The 16535-nt window shown below is 69.7% G+C and carries 14 protein-coding genes; 8 read left to right on the top strand and 6 right to left on the bottom strand.

All coding sequences use genetic code 11. From position 1 onward, the window contains the following. Positions 1 to 9: 9 nt before the first annotated feature. A complete protein-coding gene (betA, locus tag MUB46_RS09415; RefSeq protein WP_261616045.1) occupies positions 10 to 1662 on the bottom strand; it encodes a choline dehydrogenase in 1653 nt (550 codons plus the stop codon). Positions 1663 to 1670: 8 nt separating this feature from the next. Then, entirely contained in the window at positions 1671 to 2258 is a 588-nt protein-coding gene (betI, locus tag MUB46_RS09410) for a transcriptional regulator BetI (protein WP_261615646.1), read from the bottom strand. 185 nt (positions 2259 to 2443) lie between these two features. Between betI and MUB46_RS09405 the strand changes: the two genes are divergently transcribed. The 3 genes from MUB46_RS09405 (at position 2444) to choV (ending at position 5619) form a co-directional block, all read left to right on the top strand. Beyond that, entirely contained in the window at positions 2444 to 3403 is a 960-nt protein-coding gene (locus MUB46_RS09405; RefSeq protein WP_261615645.1) for a choline ABC transporter substrate-binding protein, read from the top strand. 200 nt (positions 3404 to 3603) lie between these two features. Beyond that, on the top strand, positions 3604 to 4449 hold the full coding sequence (gene choW, locus MUB46_RS09400) for a choline ABC transporter permease subunit (protein WP_261615644.1): 846 nt from the start codon (positions 3604 to 3606) through the stop codon (positions 4447 to 4449). A gap of 3 nt (positions 4450 to 4452) precedes the next feature. Further along, complete coding sequence (choV, locus tag MUB46_RS09395; protein WP_261615643.1) at positions 4453 to 5619, top strand: choline ABC transporter ATP-binding protein; 1167 nt, start codon at positions 4453 to 4455, stop codon at positions 5617 to 5619. On the opposite strand, the gene MUB46_RS09390 is transcribed toward choV, so the two are convergent. The 4 genes from MUB46_RS09390 to MUB46_RS09375 are packed head-to-tail and all read right to left on the bottom strand — an operon-like array spanning position 5616 to position 8132. Beyond that, the gene (locus MUB46_RS09390) at positions 5616 to 5906 is read right to left on the bottom strand and encodes a hypothetical protein (protein ID WP_261615642.1); all 291 of its coding nucleotides are present in this window, start codon (positions 5904 to 5906) and stop codon (positions 5616 to 5618) included. The two genes, choV and MUB46_RS09390, sit on opposite strands and share 4 nt — an antisense overlap. 5 nt (positions 5907 to 5911) lie before the next feature. Beyond that, complete coding sequence (locus MUB46_RS09385) at positions 5912 to 7051, bottom strand: glycosyltransferase family 4 protein (RefSeq protein WP_261615641.1); 1140 nt, start codon at positions 7049 to 7051, stop codon at positions 5912 to 5914. Further along, positions 7048 to 7962: an NAD-dependent epimerase/dehydratase family protein gene (locus tag MUB46_RS09380; RefSeq protein ID WP_261615640.1), complete on the bottom strand. Its 915-nt coding sequence runs from the start codon at positions 7960 to 7962 to the stop codon at positions 7048 to 7050. The genes MUB46_RS09385 and MUB46_RS09380 overlap by 4 nt, the downstream gene beginning before the upstream one ends. Continuing rightward, positions 7959 to 8132 (bottom strand): hypothetical protein, encoded by a 174-nt coding sequence (locus tag MUB46_RS09375; RefSeq protein ID WP_261615639.1) that lies wholly within the window; start codon positions 8130 to 8132, stop codon positions 7959 to 7961. The genes MUB46_RS09380 and MUB46_RS09375 overlap by 4 nt, the downstream gene beginning before the upstream one ends. Before the next feature lie 73 nt (positions 8133 to 8205). On the opposite strand from MUB46_RS09375, the gene MUB46_RS09370 reads away from it, so the two are divergent. From MUB46_RS09370 to mdoH, 5 genes are all read left to right on the top strand, one after another. Next, entirely contained in the window at positions 8206 to 8928 is a 723-nt protein-coding gene (locus MUB46_RS09370; RefSeq protein WP_261615638.1) for an ABC transporter ATP-binding protein, read from the top strand. A gap of 2 nt (positions 8929 to 8930) precedes the next feature. Continuing rightward, the gene (locus tag MUB46_RS09365) at positions 8931 to 11288 is read left to right on the top strand and encodes an ABC transporter permease (RefSeq protein WP_261615637.1); all 2358 of its coding nucleotides are present in this window, start codon (positions 8931 to 8933) and stop codon (positions 11286 to 11288) included. Between the two features lie 10 nt (positions 11289 to 11298). Then, positions 11299 to 12519 (top strand): efflux RND transporter periplasmic adaptor subunit, encoded by a 1221-nt coding sequence (locus MUB46_RS09360; protein ID WP_261615636.1) that lies wholly within the window; start codon positions 11299 to 11301, stop codon positions 12517 to 12519. 273 nt (positions 12520 to 12792) lie between these two features. Continuing rightward, entirely contained in the window at positions 12793 to 14361 is a 1569-nt protein-coding gene (locus tag MUB46_RS09355) for an OpgD/OpgG family glucan biosynthesis protein (protein WP_261615635.1), read from the top strand. After that, positions 14358 to 16511: a glucans biosynthesis glucosyltransferase MdoH gene (mdoH, locus tag MUB46_RS09350; protein WP_261615634.1), complete on the top strand. Its 2154-nt coding sequence runs from the start codon at positions 14358 to 14360 to the stop codon at positions 16509 to 16511. Before MUB46_RS09355 ends, mdoH begins: the two co-directional genes overlap by 4 nt. Positions 16512 to 16535 lie beyond the last annotated feature (24 nt).

Raw genomic sequence — 16535 nt, 5'->3', positions numbered from 1 at the left:
ATCGCCCGCCTACCGCTGGCTCGTCCGCCAGTCCGGATTGATCCACGGCTCCTGGTTCGCCGCCGGCAGCGGGTCGCGGCCGAGGATCAGGTCGGCGGCCTTCTCGCCGACCATGATCGAGGGCGCGTTGAGATTGCCGTTGGTGATCTGCGGGAAGATCGAGGAGTCGACGACGCGCAGGCCCTCGACGCCGATCACCCGGCATTGCGGATCGACCACGGCCGTCTCGTCGTCCGCCGCGCCCATGCGGCAGGTGCCGCAGGGGTGATAGGCGCTTTCCACGTGCGCGCGGATGAAGTCGTCGATGGCGGCGTCGTCGCGCACATCGGTGCCCGGCGCGATCTCGCCGTCGATGAACGGCGCCATCGCCGGCTGTTCCATGATCTCGCGGGTCAGGCGGATGCAGGCGCGGAACTCGTCCCAGTCCTCGGGCGCCGACATGTAGTTGAACCGCACGCGCGGGGCCTGCGCGGGGTCGCCGGACCGCAACGCGACGGCGCCGCGCGAGCGTGAGCGCATCGGTCCGACATGGACCTGGAAGCCGTGCCGGTCGACCGCCGCCTTGCCGTCGTAGCGCACCGCGGCGGGCAGGAAATGGTACTGGATGTCCGGATACGCGACGCCCGCCGCCGAGCGGATGAAGGCGCAGGATTCGAACTGGTTCGAGACGCCGAGGCCACGGCGCAGCAACAGCCAGCTCGCCCCGATCCACGCCTTCGAGAGCCAGTTGAGATGGCTGTTCAGCGTGATCGGCTGGCGCGAGCCGTACTGCACGTAGACCTCCAGATGGTCCTGCAGGTTGGCGCCGACGCCGGGCCGGTCGGCGACGACGTCGATGCCATGCGCCTGCAGGTCGTCGGCCCTGCCGATGCCCGACAGCATCAGGAGCTTCGGCGAGTTGATCGAGGAGGCGGCGACGATCACCTCGCGCCGCGCCGTCACGGTCCGTGTCGTGCCGCCCTGGCGGATGACGACGCCGCCGGCGCGCTTCCCCTCGAAGACGATCCGTTCGGCGTCGACGCCGGTCATCAGCCGCACGTTGCCGCGCTTCAGCGCCGGCCTGAGATAGGCGTTGGCGGCGGACCAGCGCCGCCCTTGCCACACCGTCATCTCCATGGCGCCGAAGCCTTCCTGCCGGCAGCCGTTGTAGTCCTCCGTCAGCGGATAGCCGGCCTCGTGCCCCGCGTCGATGAAGGCCCTGTAGAGCGGGTTCTTCAGCGTGCCGCGGGTGACGTGCAGCGGCCCCTTGGTGCCGCGCCAGCCGGCCTCGCCGCCGTGGCTCGTCTCCATCCGCTTGAAGTAGGGCAGCACGTGCCGGAAGCCCCAGCCGGCCGCGCCCAGCTCTTCCCAGGTGTCGAAGTCGCGGGCGTGGCCGCGCACATAGACCATGCCGTTGATCGACGACGACCCGCCGATCACCTTGCCGCGCGGCACCGCCAGCGTGCGGCCGCCCAGATGCGGCTCCGGCTCGGTCTGGTAGCCCCAGTCGTAGCGGGCCATGTTCATCGGGATCGAGAAGGCGAGCGGCATCTGGATCAGCGGGCCGATATCGCTGCCGCCCTTCTCCAGCACGATCACCGAATGGCGGCCGTCCTCGCTCAGGCGATAGGCCAGCGCGCAGCCGGCCGAGCCGGCACCGATGATGACGTAATCCGCCGTCAGCCCCTCGCTCATTGCCGGACCTGCCTGATGCGCGATTCCACGAAGTCCTCGACGACCCGGATGGCGGCTTCCGGGTCCGGCCGGTTCTCGGAAAGCGCGTAGCGGATCCACAATCCGTCGATCAGCGCGGCCGCCCCTTCCGCCGCGTCGATGGCCTGGTCGCGCGGGATCAGCAGCGCCAGGCCGTGCACCAGGTTGCTCTTCAGCCGGCGCGCGTAGATGCGGTGCAGCCGATGCGCGTCCGCCACGGTCTGCGCCTGGACGTAGAACGCCAGCCAGGCCGAGATCGTGGCCGGCTGGAACTGGTCTGGCGCGAAATTGCCGGCGATCACAGCCGAGACGCGCTCGCGCGGGCCCTTCGCGTCCCGCAGGCGCTCGCCGATCGCCGCGCCGAGCTCGTTCAGCAGGTGGCGCATGGTGGCGACCAGCAGGTGTTCCTTGGAGCCGAAATAGTGGTGCGCCAGCGCCGACGACACGCCGGCGCGCCGCGCGATCTGCCCGACCGTGACGTCGCAGAAGCCGCGATCGTGGATCGTCTCGATGGCCGCGCTGATCAGCGCCCGGCGGCGGATCGGCTCCATTCCAAGCTTCGGCATCGCGGGCGACCTCGTTCCGGGCAGCGGCCCGGTTGTTGACTGACTAGTCAATTAATATAATCTGCCGAACCTCTGGTAAAGTATTTCCATCGCCGCGATCGCCACGGTCGCCGCAGCGGGCGAAGGGGGTGCCGGCTGCCGTCGCGCGCGATCACGATTGTCACCAAAGGGAGGTTTGAAACGCCATGAAAGTCTGTCTTCGAAGCCAGCTGGCCAGTGTGCTGGGGGGCGTCGCCGTCGCGGCGGTCGTCGCCACGGGCGCCGTCGCCAAGGACCCGGAGTCCTGCAAGGTCGTGACCTTCTCCGACGTCGGCTGGACCGACATCACCGCGACCACCGCGGCCACCTCGGTGGTGCTCGAGGCGCTCGGCTACGAGACCGACATCAAGGTCCTGTCGGTGCCCGTCACCTACGCCTCGCTGAAGAACAAGGACGTCGACGTCTTCCTCGGCAACTGGATGCCGACCATGGAGGCCGACATCCGGCCCTATCTCGACGACGGCACGGTGGTCAGCCTCGGCGTCAATCTGGAAGGCGCCAAGTACACGCTGGCCGTGCCGCAATACACCTTCGACAAGGGCCTCGCGACCTTCGAGAATATCGCCGACTTCCGCGACGACCTGGGCAACAAGATCTACGGCATCGAGCCGGGCAATGACGGCAATCGCCTGATCCTCGACATGATCGACGGCGACGCCTTCAACCTGAAGGGCTTCGAGATCGTCGAATCCTCCGAGCAGGGCATGCTCGCGCAGGTCGCCCGCGCCGTCTCCCGCAAGGAGGACATCGTCTTCCTCGCCTGGGAGCCGCATCCGATGAACGCCAATTTCGATCTCGTCTACCTGCCGGGCGGCGACGACTATTTCGGCCCGGATCTCGGCGGCGCCACCGTCTACACAAACGTGGCCGCCGGCTTCGTCGAGGAATGCCCGAACGTCGGCGCGCTCCTGCAGAACCAGACGTTCACGCTGGCGATGGAAAACGAGATCATGGGCGCCATCCTCGACGACGGCAAGGAAGCCGACGTCGCGGCCAGGGACTGGCTGAAGGCCAATCCGGCCATGTGGGAAGCCTGGGTCGACGGCGTGACCACCTACGAGGGCGGCAACGCCAAGGAAGCCGTCAAGGCGCACCTGGGCAAGTGACGGGCGGACATCGGAAATCGGGCGGCCCCGAACGATAAGCCGCCGGACGCGAAAGCGCGATAAGGCTTCGGCCGGGGGGATATCGCGCTAGTATCCGGCACGGCGCCCTGCGTTCACGGACGCGCGGCGCCGTGCCGGACCAAAGCCGGAGACGAACCCGGCACGAACCGGGGACACGAACCCGGGAAGGGGGGCGATGCATGGAATGGCTCGTCGAGCACAAGATTCCCATCGGCCAGTGGGCCAAGGCCTTCGTCGACTGGCTGACGGTCAACGCGGCCTGGCTGTTCGATTTCATCGCGCTCGTGCTCGAGCACATGATCGACGGCATCCTCTGGATCCTGCAGACGCCGCATCCGCTCGTCATCGTCGCCTTCACCGTCGCCCTCGCCTGGGTGGTGCGGCGCAGCCTGTCCTTTCCGATCTTCGTGCTGCTGGCGATGCTCCTGGTGATCAACCAGGGCTACTGGGAGGAGACGACCGAGACGCTGGCGCTGGTGATCTCGGCGACCGTCGTGTGCATGGCCGTCGGCGTTCCCGTCGGCGTCGCCGCCGCGCACCGGCCCTGGCTCTACGAGGGGCTGCGGCCGGTCCTCGACCTGATGCAGACGATCCCGACCTTCGTCTATCTGATCCCGGCGCTGATCCTGTTCGGCCTCGGCATGGTGCCCGGCCTGATCGCGACGGTGATCTTCGCGGTGCCGGCGCCGATCCGGCTGACCCAGCTCGGCATTTCCTCGACGCCGCAGGCGCTGATCGAGGCCGGCGAGGCCTTCGGCGCGACGAAGCGCCAGCTCCTGTGGAAGGTCGAGCTGCCCTATGCCCTGCCCAACATCATGGCCGGGCTGACCCAGACCATCATGCTGTCACTGTCGATGGTGGTGATCGCCGCCCTGGTCGGCGCCGACGGGCTCGGCGTGCCGACGCTGCGGGCGCTGAACCAGGTCAACATCGCCCGCGGCTTCGAGGTCGGCGTCGCCATCGTCCTGGTGGCGATCGTGCTCGACCGCTTCTTCCGCACCGAATCGACCGGCGGACGGGGCTGAGCGATGCCGGGACCGAAGAGGGAACCCGCAGTTCGCTTCACCGACGTCGACATCGTCTTCGGCAAGGCGCCGGAGACGGCGCTGCCGCTGATCGACGCCGGCCGCAGCCGCGAGGAGATCCAGAGCGAGACGGGCCAGATCCTCGGCGCCTGCGGCTGCACGCTCGACGTCGGCGAGGGCGAGATCGTCGTGCTGATGGGCCTGTCCGGCTCCGGCAAGTCGACGCTGCTGCGCGCGGTCAACGGCCTCAACCGGATCATCCGCGGCGAGGTGCTGGTGCGCGACGGCGACCGCTTCGTCAATCCGAACACCTGCTCGCCCGACGAACTCAGGCACCTGCGCCGGCATCGCGTCGCCATGGTGTTCCAGCAGTTCGGCCTCTTGCCCTGGCGCACGGTCGAGGACAATGTCGGCTTCGGCCTCGAGCTCGCCGGCATGCCGGCGGCCGAGCGCAAGGCCCGCGTCGCCGCCCAGCTCGAGCTGGTCGGCCTGTCGTCCTGGGGCGGCAAGCAGGTGCACGAGCTGTCCGGCGGCATGCAGCAGCGCGTCGGCCTCGCCCGCGCGTTCGCCACCGACGCGCCGATCCTTCTGATGGACGAGCCGTTCTCCGCGCTCGATCCGCTGATCCGCGCGCGCCTGCAGGACGAGCTGCTGGAGTTGCAGCAGCGCCTGAAGCGCACCATCGTATTCGTCAGCCACGATCTCGACGAGGCGCTAAAGATCGGCAACAAGATCGCGATCATGGAGGGTGGCCGCGTCGTCCAGTTCGGCACGCCGCACGACATCGTGCTCGATCCGGCCAACGACTACGTCGCCGATTTCGTCGCCCACATGAACCCGCTGTCGGTGCTGCGCGCCGTCGAGCTGATGACCCGGATCGCCGACTGCGAGGCGCGTGACGGCGCCCGCGTGCTCGACGCCGCCGCCGGTCTCGCGCTCGCGGCCGACGGATCGGTCCGCCGCGATGGCGGCGATGCCGGCCTGGCCGCCCTCGGCGAGGCAGAGCCGGCGCCGGGCATGGTCTGCACCTGCGCGCCGGAGACGCCGGTGCGCGACCTGATGCGGGCCCGCCTCGTCACCGGCCTGCCGGTTCTCGTCGTCGAGGACGGCGCGGTGATCGGCAGGGTCGGCGATGCCGAGATCTACGACGGATTGCTCGGCCGGTCCTAGGCGCCCAGCAGTTCGGCGATCATCGCCGCGCGTTCGTCTTCCAGCGACACCTCGGGGCGCGCCCTGCCGGCGCGGCGATACCAGTAGTCGGCGTTCCAAAGGTCGCCCTCGACCCGGTGCAGATGGGCGTGCACCCAGGCAGCGTCCCGGCTCTCGATCGCCTGCACGATTTCGTGCGCGGCGTGCCAGTCGTCCTTGTCCAGATGCCACAGCGCGGCAACGGTTTCTGGCAGATCGGACGGCGGAGCGTCGAGGCTCAGCGAGGCGCGGAAGTCGTCATAGGTCATGGCCCTCACCATAGCGGGCCCTCGCCCGCGGGCACACGCATCGCGGCGGGAACGTGCGCGTCCGGATCGAGGCCGCCGACACCCGCAAGCAGGTCGTCGAAGCTGGCGGTGACGGTGCGGATATCGAAGAAATGCACCGCCCGATCGCGCCCGGCCGCCTGCAGGCGCTGCCGCTCCGCGTCGTCGTCGATCAGCCGGGCGATGGCCGCGGCGAAATCCGCCGGCTCCACCGATCCCGTGACGATGGCGGTGTCGCCGACCACCTCCGACAGGCCGCCGCGCCCCGAGGTGATCACCGCTGCCCCGCTCGTCATCGCCTCCAGCGCCGTGCGCCCGAACGGCTCGGCCCAGACGCTCGGCACCACGGCGATGGCGGCGCGCGCGAACAGGTCCATGACATCGGGATGCGGCAGGTCGGCGAGGATCTCCGCGCGCGCCCCAAGCGGCCCGAGATGGTGCCGCACCCGCGCCACCGTCGCCTCCGCCGCCTTGCCGCCGCCCAGTGCCAGGACCGCGCGCCAGCCGGGCCGGTCCTGCAGCGCCATCGTCGCGGCTTCGGCGAATGGCTCGACGCCCTTTTCCGGCACCGCGCGCCCGGCGAACAGGACGATTGGTTCCTTCTCGCCCGCCGGCACGAAGGTGCGCGTGTCGATGCCGTTGTAGACGACGGCCGACGACGCCCGTCCGGTATAGCTCGCCCGCGCGGCCTCCGAGACGAAGATGACGCCGGCGAGGTTGCGGTAGAACCGGTCGCGCCACAGCCGGTGGCCGACCCAGCGCCTGGGCTGCATGTTGTGCCGCTGCAGCACGACGGGAATGCGCGGCAGGCCCGCCTGGATGCGGGCCGCGGCCGGCGGATACTGGTGCACCAGGATGACGTCGGGATTGGCCCGCTCGATCGCCGCGCGCACGGGCGCGAACGAGAACGGCCCGAACGCCTTGTCGATGTCCTCGACGCCGATATAGGGCACGTCGGTGAACGGCCATTTCACCTTGCCGCCGATCACGGTGATGCCGTCGCGAAAGCGCGAATGCAGTACGAAGTCGCGCGCGCACAGGTCGATCGACGTCGCCCGGTCCGGCGCGTAGTGCATGTTGCGGGGCAGGACGACGGCCAGGCGCATCGTGTCGGACGGTCCGGTCACGTGTCGGCGAGCGACGCCCGCCACCAGTCGAGCGCTTCGCCAAGCCCCTGTTCCAGCGGCCGGATCGCCTTGAAGCCGACCTCTCCGGTCAGCCGGTCGACATTGGCGACGATCCGCTCCGGCTCGTCGCGGTCCGGGAACGCGCCGACCTTGACGAGCTCGGGCCGTCCGGCGATCCGGGCGATGGTCTCGGCGACGTCGCGCACCGAGCTGGCGTGGCCCGAGGCGATGTTCACCGGCCCCTCGACCGCCGACAGCGCCAGCGCCGCGGTGGCCGCCCCGGCATCGCGCGAATCCATGAAGTCGCGCGGCCGCTCCAGCGTGCCGATCGGCGCCGGCTCGCCCTTGATGATCCGCTGGGCGACCTGCGGCACCAGCCGCGTCGGCGTCTCGTCGGGCCCGTAGAGCAGGAAGAACCGCCCCCAGGCCCAGGACAGCGACGTCTGCCGGGCGAAGGCTTCCAGCACGCGCCGGGTCGCGTCCTTCGCCGTGCCGTAGACCATGAACGGATCGATCGGCGTCGTCCGCTCGTCGCAGTCGTCGGTCATCTGCGGCGCGTATTCGAAGCAGGTGCCCAGGCCCACGAAGCGCTTCAGGCCGGTCTCGGCGGCGCGGCGCGCGAGGTCGAGGCTGGCGCCGACCCAGTCGAGGTTCTCCGGCGTGGTCCAGAACGTCCCGTGCTCGACGTTCCAGGCGAAGTGCACGATCGTGTCGGGTTGCACCGTCTCGACGAGACGGGCGCGGGCGGCGTGGTCGAGCAGGTCGAGCCGGTGCCAGGTGACGCCGGGAACCTGGGTCCTCGGCTCGCCGCGCACGGTGGCGTGCACCTCCGCGCCGCTGCCGGCGAGTGAGTCGAGGGCATGGCGGCCGATGAAGCCGTTGCCGCCGGTCAGGAGAATGCGCGAAGTCATGGCGTCCGACTGCGGGTGGATTTCGGCGACTTGTACCCCTCGGGTTGAGGCGTGGCAATCGACCGGAAAAATGCCGGCATCTGGGTCGCCACCAGGACCAAGGGCCGCGACTCGCCCTCCATCTGGACACAAATCGCGGTATGGTGTCCCGTCCCGTCGATGCCGGTCATGGCGGGCTCCTGTCTCGATCCCCGGCGTGATGGGGCCGGGGCCTCGCGGTTTTTCGCCGGGCAAGGAAACGTCGTGAACGAAGCAGAGTCCAGCGTCCCGGTATTCGTCGTCAAGGATCTGACCAAGGTCTACCATACCGGCGAGGTCGCGGTACACGCCCTGCGCGGCGTCGACCTCGATATCCGCGAGGGCGAGTTCCTGGTCCTGCTCGGCCCGTCGGGCAGCGGCAAGTCGACATTGCTCAACATCCTCGGTGGGCTGGATCACGCCACGGCGGGCAGCGTCCTGTTCCGCGGCACCGAGCTGACCGCGTTCAAGGAGCGCGAGCTGACCCTGTACCGGCGCGAGAACGTCGGCTTCGTGTTCCAGTTCTACAACCTGGTGCCGAGCCTGACCGCGCGCGAGAACGTCTCGCTCGTCACCGAGATCGCCGTCGACCCGATGCGGCCGGAGGAGGCGCTGGAGATGGTGGGGCTGGGCGACCGCCTCGACCATTTCCCCGCCCAGTTGTCGGGCGGCGAGCAGCAGCGCGTCGCCATCGCCCGGGCGATCGCCAAGCGGCCGGAGGTGCTGTTCTGCGACGAGCCGACCGGCGCGCTCGATTCCAAGACCGGCGTGCGGGTTCTGGAAGCGCTCGTCCACGTGAACACGGAGCTGGGCACCACCACCGCCGTCATCACCCACAACGTGGCGATCGGCGATATCGCCCACCGTGTCGTCCATTTCGCCGACGGCCGGGTCGCGCGGATCGACGTCAACGAGACCCGCCGCAGCGCCACCGAGATAACCTGGTAGCCATGGCGGCGCTCGATCGCAAACTGCTGCGAGACCTCTGGCGCCTGAAGACGCAGGTGATCGCCATCGCGATGGTCATGGCCGCCGGCGTCGCCACGCTGGTGCTCGCCGTCGGCGCCTACCGCTCGCTCAACGAGACGCGCGAGACCTATTACGAGCGCTACCGCTTCGCCGACGTCTTCGCCAACGCCACCCGCGCGCCGGAATGGCTGGCCGACGAGATCGCCCGGATTCCCGGCGTCGCCGCCGTCGAGACGCGCATCGTCAAGACCGCGATCCTCGATATCGAGGACTTCTCGGTCCCCGCCACCGCGGCGCTGGTCTCCATGCCAGCGATCGGCGAGCAGGTGCTCAACCGGCTCTATATCCGCCAGGGCCGCACGCCCGACCCCGCCCATCCCGACGAGGTCGTCGTCAACGAGGCCTTCGCCAAGGCGCACGGTTTCGTGCCCGGCGACAGCTTCCACGCCATCATGGAGGGCCGCAAGCGCAGGCTGACGATCGTCGGCATCGCCCTGTCGCCGGAATACATCTACGCGCTCGGGCCGTGGGACCTGATGCCGGACGATTCGCGCTTCGCCGTCGGCTGGATGTCGCGCAAGGCGATGGAGGCCGCCTTCGATCTCGACGGCGCGTTCTCGCAGGTCTCCGTCAAGCTGCTGCGCGGCGCCTCGGAAGCCGACGTCATCGAGCGCATCGACACGCTGCTCGAGCGCTATGGCGGGCGCGGCGCCTACGGCCGCAAGGACCAGCAGAGCCACGCCTTCCTCGATGCCGAGCTGCTTCAGCTTCAGGCGATGGCGCGCGTGCTGCCGCCGATCTTCCTGTTCGTCGCCGCCTTCCTGATCAACATGATCCTGAGCCGGCTGGTGGCGCTGGAACGCGAGCAGATCGGCCTGATGAAGGCGCTCGGCTACCGGGCGACGACCATCGGCGTGCACTATCTGAAGTTCGTCGCCGCCATCGCCGTGATCGGCATCGTCGTCGGCGGCATCGCCGGCACATGGCTCGGCTTCGGGCTGACCCGGCTCTACGGCGATTTCTACCACTTCCCCTTCCTGGTGTTCCTGTGGGGCCCGGACATCTATGCGGTCGCCGTCTTCGTCACGGTCGGCGCCGCCGTCGCCGGCGGCGCGCGCGCGGTCTGGTCGGTGGTCCGGCTGCCGCCGGCCGTCGCCATGCACGCCCCGGCGCCGCCACGCTACCGCCGCCTGTTCGCCAATGGCTGGCTGCGCCATTTTTCCCAGGTCACCATCATGATCGGCCGGCACATCCTGCGCTGGCCGGTGCGCGCGGGCCTGACGGTGTTCGGCATCTCGCTGTCCGCCGCCGTCCTGCTGGCCTCGCTGTTCGCGCTGGATTCGGTCGAGTTCATGATCGACTTCACCTATTTCCAGGCCGACCGGCAGGACGCCACGCTCGAATTCACCCAGGAACGGCCGGTCAGCGTCATCGCCGACGTGCAACGGCTGCCGGGCGTGCTTACCGCCGAGCCGACCCGCGCCGTCGCCGTCAAGGTGCGGCACGGCCATATCGAGCGGCGCGTGCCGATCATCGGCAAGCCCGCCGGCACCGACCTGAGCCGCGTCATCGATACCGGCTTTCGGCCGGTGACGCTGCCCGAGACCGGCTTCGCCCCTTCGGAGGCACTGGCCGGGATCCTCGGCGTCCGCGTCGGCGACATCGTCGAGATCGAGACGCTGGAAGGCCGCAAGCGCATCGTCGAGATGCCCGTCACCGCGATCATCCAGGGCTATATCGGCCTTCTGTCCTACATGGACATCGAGGCGGTGAACCGGCTCATGCTGGAGGGCCCGATGATCACCGGCGTGCACCTGGCGATCGACGAGGCGCAGTCAGACGCGCTGTTCGCCGCCGTCAAGGACATGCCGATGGTCGGCTCGATCGCATTGCAGAAGAAATCGCTCGAGAAGTTCCGGCAGACGCTGGCCGAGAACATCGACATCATGATCTCGGTCTATACCGGGCTGGCCATGGTGATCGCGTTCGGCGTCGTCTACAACTCCGCCCGCATCCAGCTGTCGGAGCGCGGCCGGGAGCTGGCGAGCCTGCGGGTTCTGGGCTTCACCCGGGCGGAGGTTTCGTGGATCCTGCTGGGCGAGCTCGCGGTGCTGGTCCTGGCGTCGTTGCCGCTCGGCTGGGCGCTCGGCTATCTGGTGGCGTGGGCGACGGTGCAGGGCTTCCAGAGCGAGCTTTACCGGGTGCCGCTGGTCATCGGTCGCGAGACCTACGCGATGTCGAGCCTGGTGGTGCTCGGCGCGGCCGTCGCCTCGGCGCTGATCGTCAAGCGGCGCATCAACCGGCTGGACCTCGTCGAGGTCCTCAAGACACGGGAATAGGAAGGGCGTCATGGCTTCCAACTGGGTCCGTCCGGCCGTCATGGTCGCCACCGCCGCGGGGGTGGCGGGCGCGATCGCCTGGGCTTTCTGGCCGCAGCCGGTTCCCGCCGATCTCGGCGTCATCGCGCCGGGCGTGCTCGAGGTCACCGTCGACGAGGAGGGCATCTCCCGCATTCGCGACGTCTACACGGTGTCCGCGCCGATCGCCGGCAAGGTGATGCGCACGCCGCTCGAGGTCGGCGACAGGGTCGCGGCCAACGATACCGTGGTCGCCGTCATCCAGCCGACGGCGCCGGCGTTCCTCGACGTGCGCTCGCGACGCGAGGCGGAAGGCGCGATCGCCGCCGCGGAGGCCGCCGTCACGCTGGCCCAGGCGCAGGTCACCGAGGCGCAGTCGCAGCTCGATTTCGCCAAGAGCGAAGCCGGCCGCGCCGACGAGCTGATGCGGCGCAACATCATCTCCGAGCGCACCCACCAGCAGGCCCATCTGGAGGTCGATACCGCCGCCGCCCGCCTGGCCAGCGCCCACGCGACGCTGGAGGTGCGCAAGCGCGAGCTCGAGCGCGCCCAGGCGGCCCTGATCGGCCCCGAAGCGATGCAGGAGGCCGCCACCGGGGAAAATTGCTGCGTCGAGGTGGATGCGCCCGTCGACGGCGAGGTGCTCAAGATCGTCACCGAGAGCGAGCAGGTCGTCCCCGCCGGCACGGCGCTCGTCGAGATCGGCGATCCGGTCAACCTGGAGATCGCCGTCGACCTGTTGTCGTCCGACGCCGTCCGCGTGCCCCGCGATGCCGAGGCGCGGATCGACGGCTGGGGCGGGCCGACCCTGACCGCCAGGGTGCGGCGCATCGAGAGCGCCGGCTTCACCAAGGTCTCCGCCCTCGGTATCGAGGAGCAGCGGGTCAAGGCCGTGCTCGATCTGGTCGATCCGCCGTCGAAATGGAGCAGCCTCGGCCACGACTACCGCGTCGTCGTGCATGTCATCGTCGACCGGCAGGAGGCCCTGCTGGTGCCGCTCGGCGCGCTGTTCCGGCGCGGCGCGAACTGGGCGGTGTTCGTGGTCGACGCCGAAAGCCGCGCCCGGCTGCGCACGGTGACGCTGGGCGCGCGCAACGCCCGCCACGCCGCGATCGTGGACGGCCTCGACGAAGGCGACCGGGTGGTGCTGCATCCAAGCGACCGGATCGCCGACGGCGTCCGCGTCGCCGCCCGCGACGTCGAGGCGCTCTGAAAACAGAAAAACAGGCCAAAAAAGGCACTTTTCGCCGAAGTTTGCCACAATGTTGTCCCGAGAAGCCGGAATCAATACGGCATCCGGGGGTCGACCGTGGTTGTGCGGCGCAACATTCGTATGGCCAACCGCCACGCGAATGGCTATTAGGTGCGCGACGCGCCGCGCTTCGACGGTGCCTTCCCGACTGGACGGTATGACGAACGCTTCCGGGCGGACCATTTCGATGCGGAATGGTCCGGCGTCCCGGGGCGGTGGCTGGAGGTGTACCAAATGGCGTTGACCCGCAGGGGTCTTGTATTTTTGGGCATCGCGGCCGCGGCCGCGCAGCGGACCTGGCCGATGGAGGCCATGGCCGCCGGCGACGCGCCGCTGCTGCGTGTCGGTGATCCCCAACCCTTCGCGCCCGCCGCGGTCCGCGCCCGCGCCAGGCAGCTCGCCGCCGAGCCGTTCGTGCCGCATCTCTCCGAGGTGCCCGGCGTCATCCGCGATCTCACCTACGACCAGTACCGCGACATCCGCTTCCGCACCGACGCGGCGGTCTGGCGCGGCGAGCAGCTGCCGGTCGAGATGCAGCTGTTCCATCTCGGCCATGTCTATGACGAGCCGGTGGCCATCAACCTCGTCTCCGAGGGAATGAGCCGGCACGTCGCGTTCTCCCCGGAGCTGTTCGACTACGGTCCGCTGGTGCCGCAGCCGGTGCCGGCCGAGGATGTCGGCTTTTCCGGCTTCCGCCTGCACGGGCCGCTGAACCGGGACGACTATCTCGACGAATACGCGGTGTTCCAGGGCGCCAGCTACTTCCGCGCGATCGGCAAGGGCCAGGCCTACGGCCTGTCTGCGCGCGGCCTCGCCATCGGCACCGCCGAGCCGGAAGGCGAGGAGTTCCCGGTCTTCCGCGAATTCTGGATCGAGAAGCCGCGCCCGGGCGCGAACTCGGTCGTCGTTCACGCCCTGCTCGATAGCCCCAGCGCGACCGGCGCCTATCGCTTCACCATCCGTCCCGGCGCCGACACGGTCATCGACGTCGAGGCGACGCTGTATCCGCGCGCCGATATCGACAAGATCGGCCTCGCCCCGCTCACCAGCATGTTCTATTTCGGCCCGCAGGACCGCGCCGGCATCGACGATTTCCGGCCCGCCGTCCACGATTCCGACGGCATGCTCGTCTGGAACGGCCGCGGCGAGTGGATCTGGCGGCCGCTGGTCAATCCCGCGCGGCTGCAGATCAGCGCCTTTCTCGACGAGCACCCGCAGGGCTTCGGCCTGCTGCAGCGCTCGCGGAAATTCGATGCCTATCAGGATCTCGAGGCGCGCTACGAGCGTCGCCCCAGCGTCTGGGTTGAGCCGATCGGCGACTGGGGCATGGGCTCGGTGATCCTGATCGAGATCCCGACCAATTCCGAGGTTCACGACAATATCGTCGCCTTCTGGCGGCCGGCCGAACCGATCAAGGCCGGCGAGGACCAGCAGATCACCTACCGGCTCTACTGGTGCAACGAGATCCCGACCGACCAGGGCGTGGCCCGCGTCGTCGGCACACGGACCGGGCAGGTTCCCGCCGACGGCTCGAGCACGCCGCCGGACGACCGGCTGATCGTCATCGATTTCGCCGGCGGCCCGCTCGCCGGCCTGTCGCCCGAGGAGGCGGTCGTGCCGGACATCTCGGCGTCGGCGGGCACGGTGTCGCCCGGCACGATCCAGTTCAATCCGGAGACCGGCGGCCGCCGGGTCGCCTTCGGCTTCGACCCGGCCGGTACCGACGAAGTCGATCTGCGCTGCGCCCTTTTGAAGGACGGCGCGCGCATATCGGAAGTGTGGGTCTGCCGATGGGCGGAGTGACCAGGGTTCCCGTCAACGAGCCGATCGTCCTGCCGGATTCGCCGCTGCCGGCCGATGCGCCGCTGGTCATGCCGATCCAGGACCTGCGCCGGGTCCCGCAACCCATGCGCACCGCCGCGCCCGACCGCTGGGCCTGGCTGCCGCGGCTCGTCGTCTTCGGCGGCGCGGCGGTGCTGTCGGCGGTCCTGGTCAACGAGATGTACGGCGTTCTCGCCGTCGCCGGGCTGACGCCGATCGAGGCGGTGATGCTGGCGCTGTTCGTCGTCAACATCGCCTGGATCGCGTTCGCCTTCATGTCGGCGACGCTGGGCACGCTGGCGCTGCTGACCGGATGGGGCATCTTCACCGTGCCGGCCCGCGAGACCCGCGTGCCCTCGGGCCGCACCGCCATCCTGCTTCCCGCCTACAACGAGGACGCCGTCCGGGTCTTCGCCGCCGCCGCCGCGACCGCCGAGGGCCTCGCCGAGGCCGGCGCCAGCGACGCCTTCGACGTCTTCGTCCTCAGCGATTCGACCGACCCCGACGCCTGGATCGCCGAGGAGGCCGCGTTCCGCGCCCTGATCCGCCGCCGCTCCAGGCGCGCCCGCGTGTTCTATCGCCGCCGCCGCCACAACACCGAGAAGAAGGCCGGCAACGTCGCCGAATGGTGCAAGCGCTTCGGCGCGGCCTATCCCTTCTTCGTCATTCTCGACGCCGACAGCCTGATGGAACCGGAGACGCTGATCCGTCTGGCGCTGGCCATGGAAGAAAGCCCCCAGGCCGGCCTGATCCAGACCGTCCCGGCGATCGTCAACCGCAACACGCTGTTCGCCCGGCTGCAGCAGTTCGCCGGCCGTGTCTACGGCCCGGTGATGGCGGCGGGGCTCGGCACCTGGGCGCGCGGCGTCGGCAACTACTGGGGCCACAACGCCATCATTCGCACCGAGGCCTTCGTCGGCGCGGCGGGACTGCCAACGCTACGCGGCCGGCCGCCCTTCGGCGGCCACATCATGAGCCACGATTTCGTCGAGGCCGCGCTGCTGCGCCGGGCCGGGTGGTCGGTGCTGCTCGCGCCCACCCTCGCCGGCTCCTACGAGGAGAGCCCGCCGAGCCTGATCGATCTCGCCACCCGCGACCGGCGCTGGTGCCAGGGCAATCTCCAGCACGCCAAGATCGTCGTGGCGCGCGGGCTGAAATGGCCGAGCCGCGTCCACATGGTGACCGGCATCATGTCCTACGTCGCCTCGCCGGTCTGGCTGATGTTCCTGATCGCGGGCCTGTTGCTCGCCCTGCAGGCGCGGTTCATCCGGCCGGAATACTTCACCGAACAGTTCCAGCTCTTCCCGAGCTGGCCGGTGATCGATTCCGAACGCGCCATCGGCCTGTTCGTGGTCACCATGGCGATCCTGTTCCTGCCCAAGCTGTTCGGGCTGGCCGTCGCGCTGACCGACCGCCGGGTGCGCGCCGGCATCGGCGGCGCCGTCCGCGGCACGGCGAGCGTTCTGGTGGAATCGCTGCTGGCCGCGCTGCTCGCCCCGGTGATGATGGCGATCCAGTCGGCCGCCGTCGCCGATATCGTGCTCGGCCGCGACGCCGGCTGGAACCCCCAGCGCCGCGACGACGGCACCGTCCCCTTCGCCGAGGTGTTCCGGCGCCATCGCCCCCACACCGTGCTCGGCGTGCTGCTGGGCGCCAGCGCCTGGGCCGTGTCGCCGCAGGTGCTCGCCTGGATGAGCCCGGCCGTCCTCGGCCTGCTGCTGGCCGCCCCGGTCTCGGCGCTGACCGCGCGCCTGGGCGCCGGCCTGGCGTTGCGCCGGGCCCGCCTCCTGTCGATCCCGGAGGAGAGCGCCCCGCCGGCGATCCTGACCCGGGCCGAGGCGACCGCCGCCGAACTGGCGGAGCGGATCGGCGCGCCGCGCGAGGCCTGCGACCGTCTCCTGTCCGATCCGGCGCTGCTCGCCTTCCACCGGGCCTGCCTGACGCCGGACCGCCCGCACGGACGCGGCGGCATCGACGAGACCCTGGTGCTGGCATTGGCGCGCCTCGACGCGGCGGACAGCATAGAGGAGGCGGTGCGCTTCCTGTCGCCGCGCGAAAAGCTCGCCGTGCTTGCCGACCCGCAGGGCCTCGACCGTCTCGCCCTGCTGCCGCACGCCAGGGCGGCGGAGTAGGCCCGAACGGCCGGGAAGACATGA

This window comes from Microbaculum marinisediminis (assembly GCF_025397915.1).
In the GTDB taxonomy this organism is placed as follows: domain Bacteria; phylum Pseudomonadota; class Alphaproteobacteria; order Rhizobiales; family Tepidamorphaceae; genus Microbaculum; species Microbaculum marinisediminis.
This window is presented reverse-complemented; position numbering and strand designations above follow the sequence as displayed.

What these genes read in the sequence shown, in the direction of transcription:
- betI (WP_261615646.1), bottom strand. Translation starts at nt 2,258, where the DNA reads ATGCCGAAGCTTGGAATGGAGCCGATCCGCCGCCGGGCGCTGATCAGC.
- MUB46_RS09405 (WP_261615645.1), top strand. Translation starts at nt 2,444, where the DNA reads ATGAAAGTCTGTCTTCGAAGCCAGCTGGCCAGTGTGCTGGGGGGCGTC.
- choW (WP_261615644.1), top strand. Translation starts at nt 3,604, where the DNA reads ATGGAATGGCTCGTCGAGCACAAGATTCCCATCGGCCAGTGGGCCAAG.
- choV (WP_261615643.1), top strand. Translation starts at nt 4,453, where the DNA reads ATGCCGGGACCGAAGAGGGAACCCGCAGTTCGCTTCACCGACGTCGAC.
- MUB46_RS09390 (WP_261615642.1), bottom strand. Translation starts at nt 5,906, where the DNA reads ATGACCTATGACGACTTCCGCGCCTCGCTGAGCCTCGACGCTCCGCCG.
- MUB46_RS09380 (WP_261615640.1), bottom strand. Translation starts at nt 7,962, where the DNA reads ATGACTTCGCGCATTCTCCTGACCGGCGGCAACGGCTTCATCGGCCGC.
- MUB46_RS09375 (WP_261615639.1), bottom strand. Translation starts at nt 8,132, where the DNA reads ATGACCGGCATCGACGGGACGGGACACCATACCGCGATTTGTGTCCAG.
- MUB46_RS09365 (WP_261615637.1), top strand. Translation starts at nt 8,931, where the DNA reads ATGGCGGCGCTCGATCGCAAACTGCTGCGAGACCTCTGGCGCCTGAAG.
- MUB46_RS09360 (WP_261615636.1), top strand. Translation starts at nt 11,299, where the DNA reads ATGGCTTCCAACTGGGTCCGTCCGGCCGTCATGGTCGCCACCGCCGCG.
- MUB46_RS09355 (WP_261615635.1), top strand. Translation starts at nt 12,793, where the DNA reads ATGGCGTTGACCCGCAGGGGTCTTGTATTTTTGGGCATCGCGGCCGCG.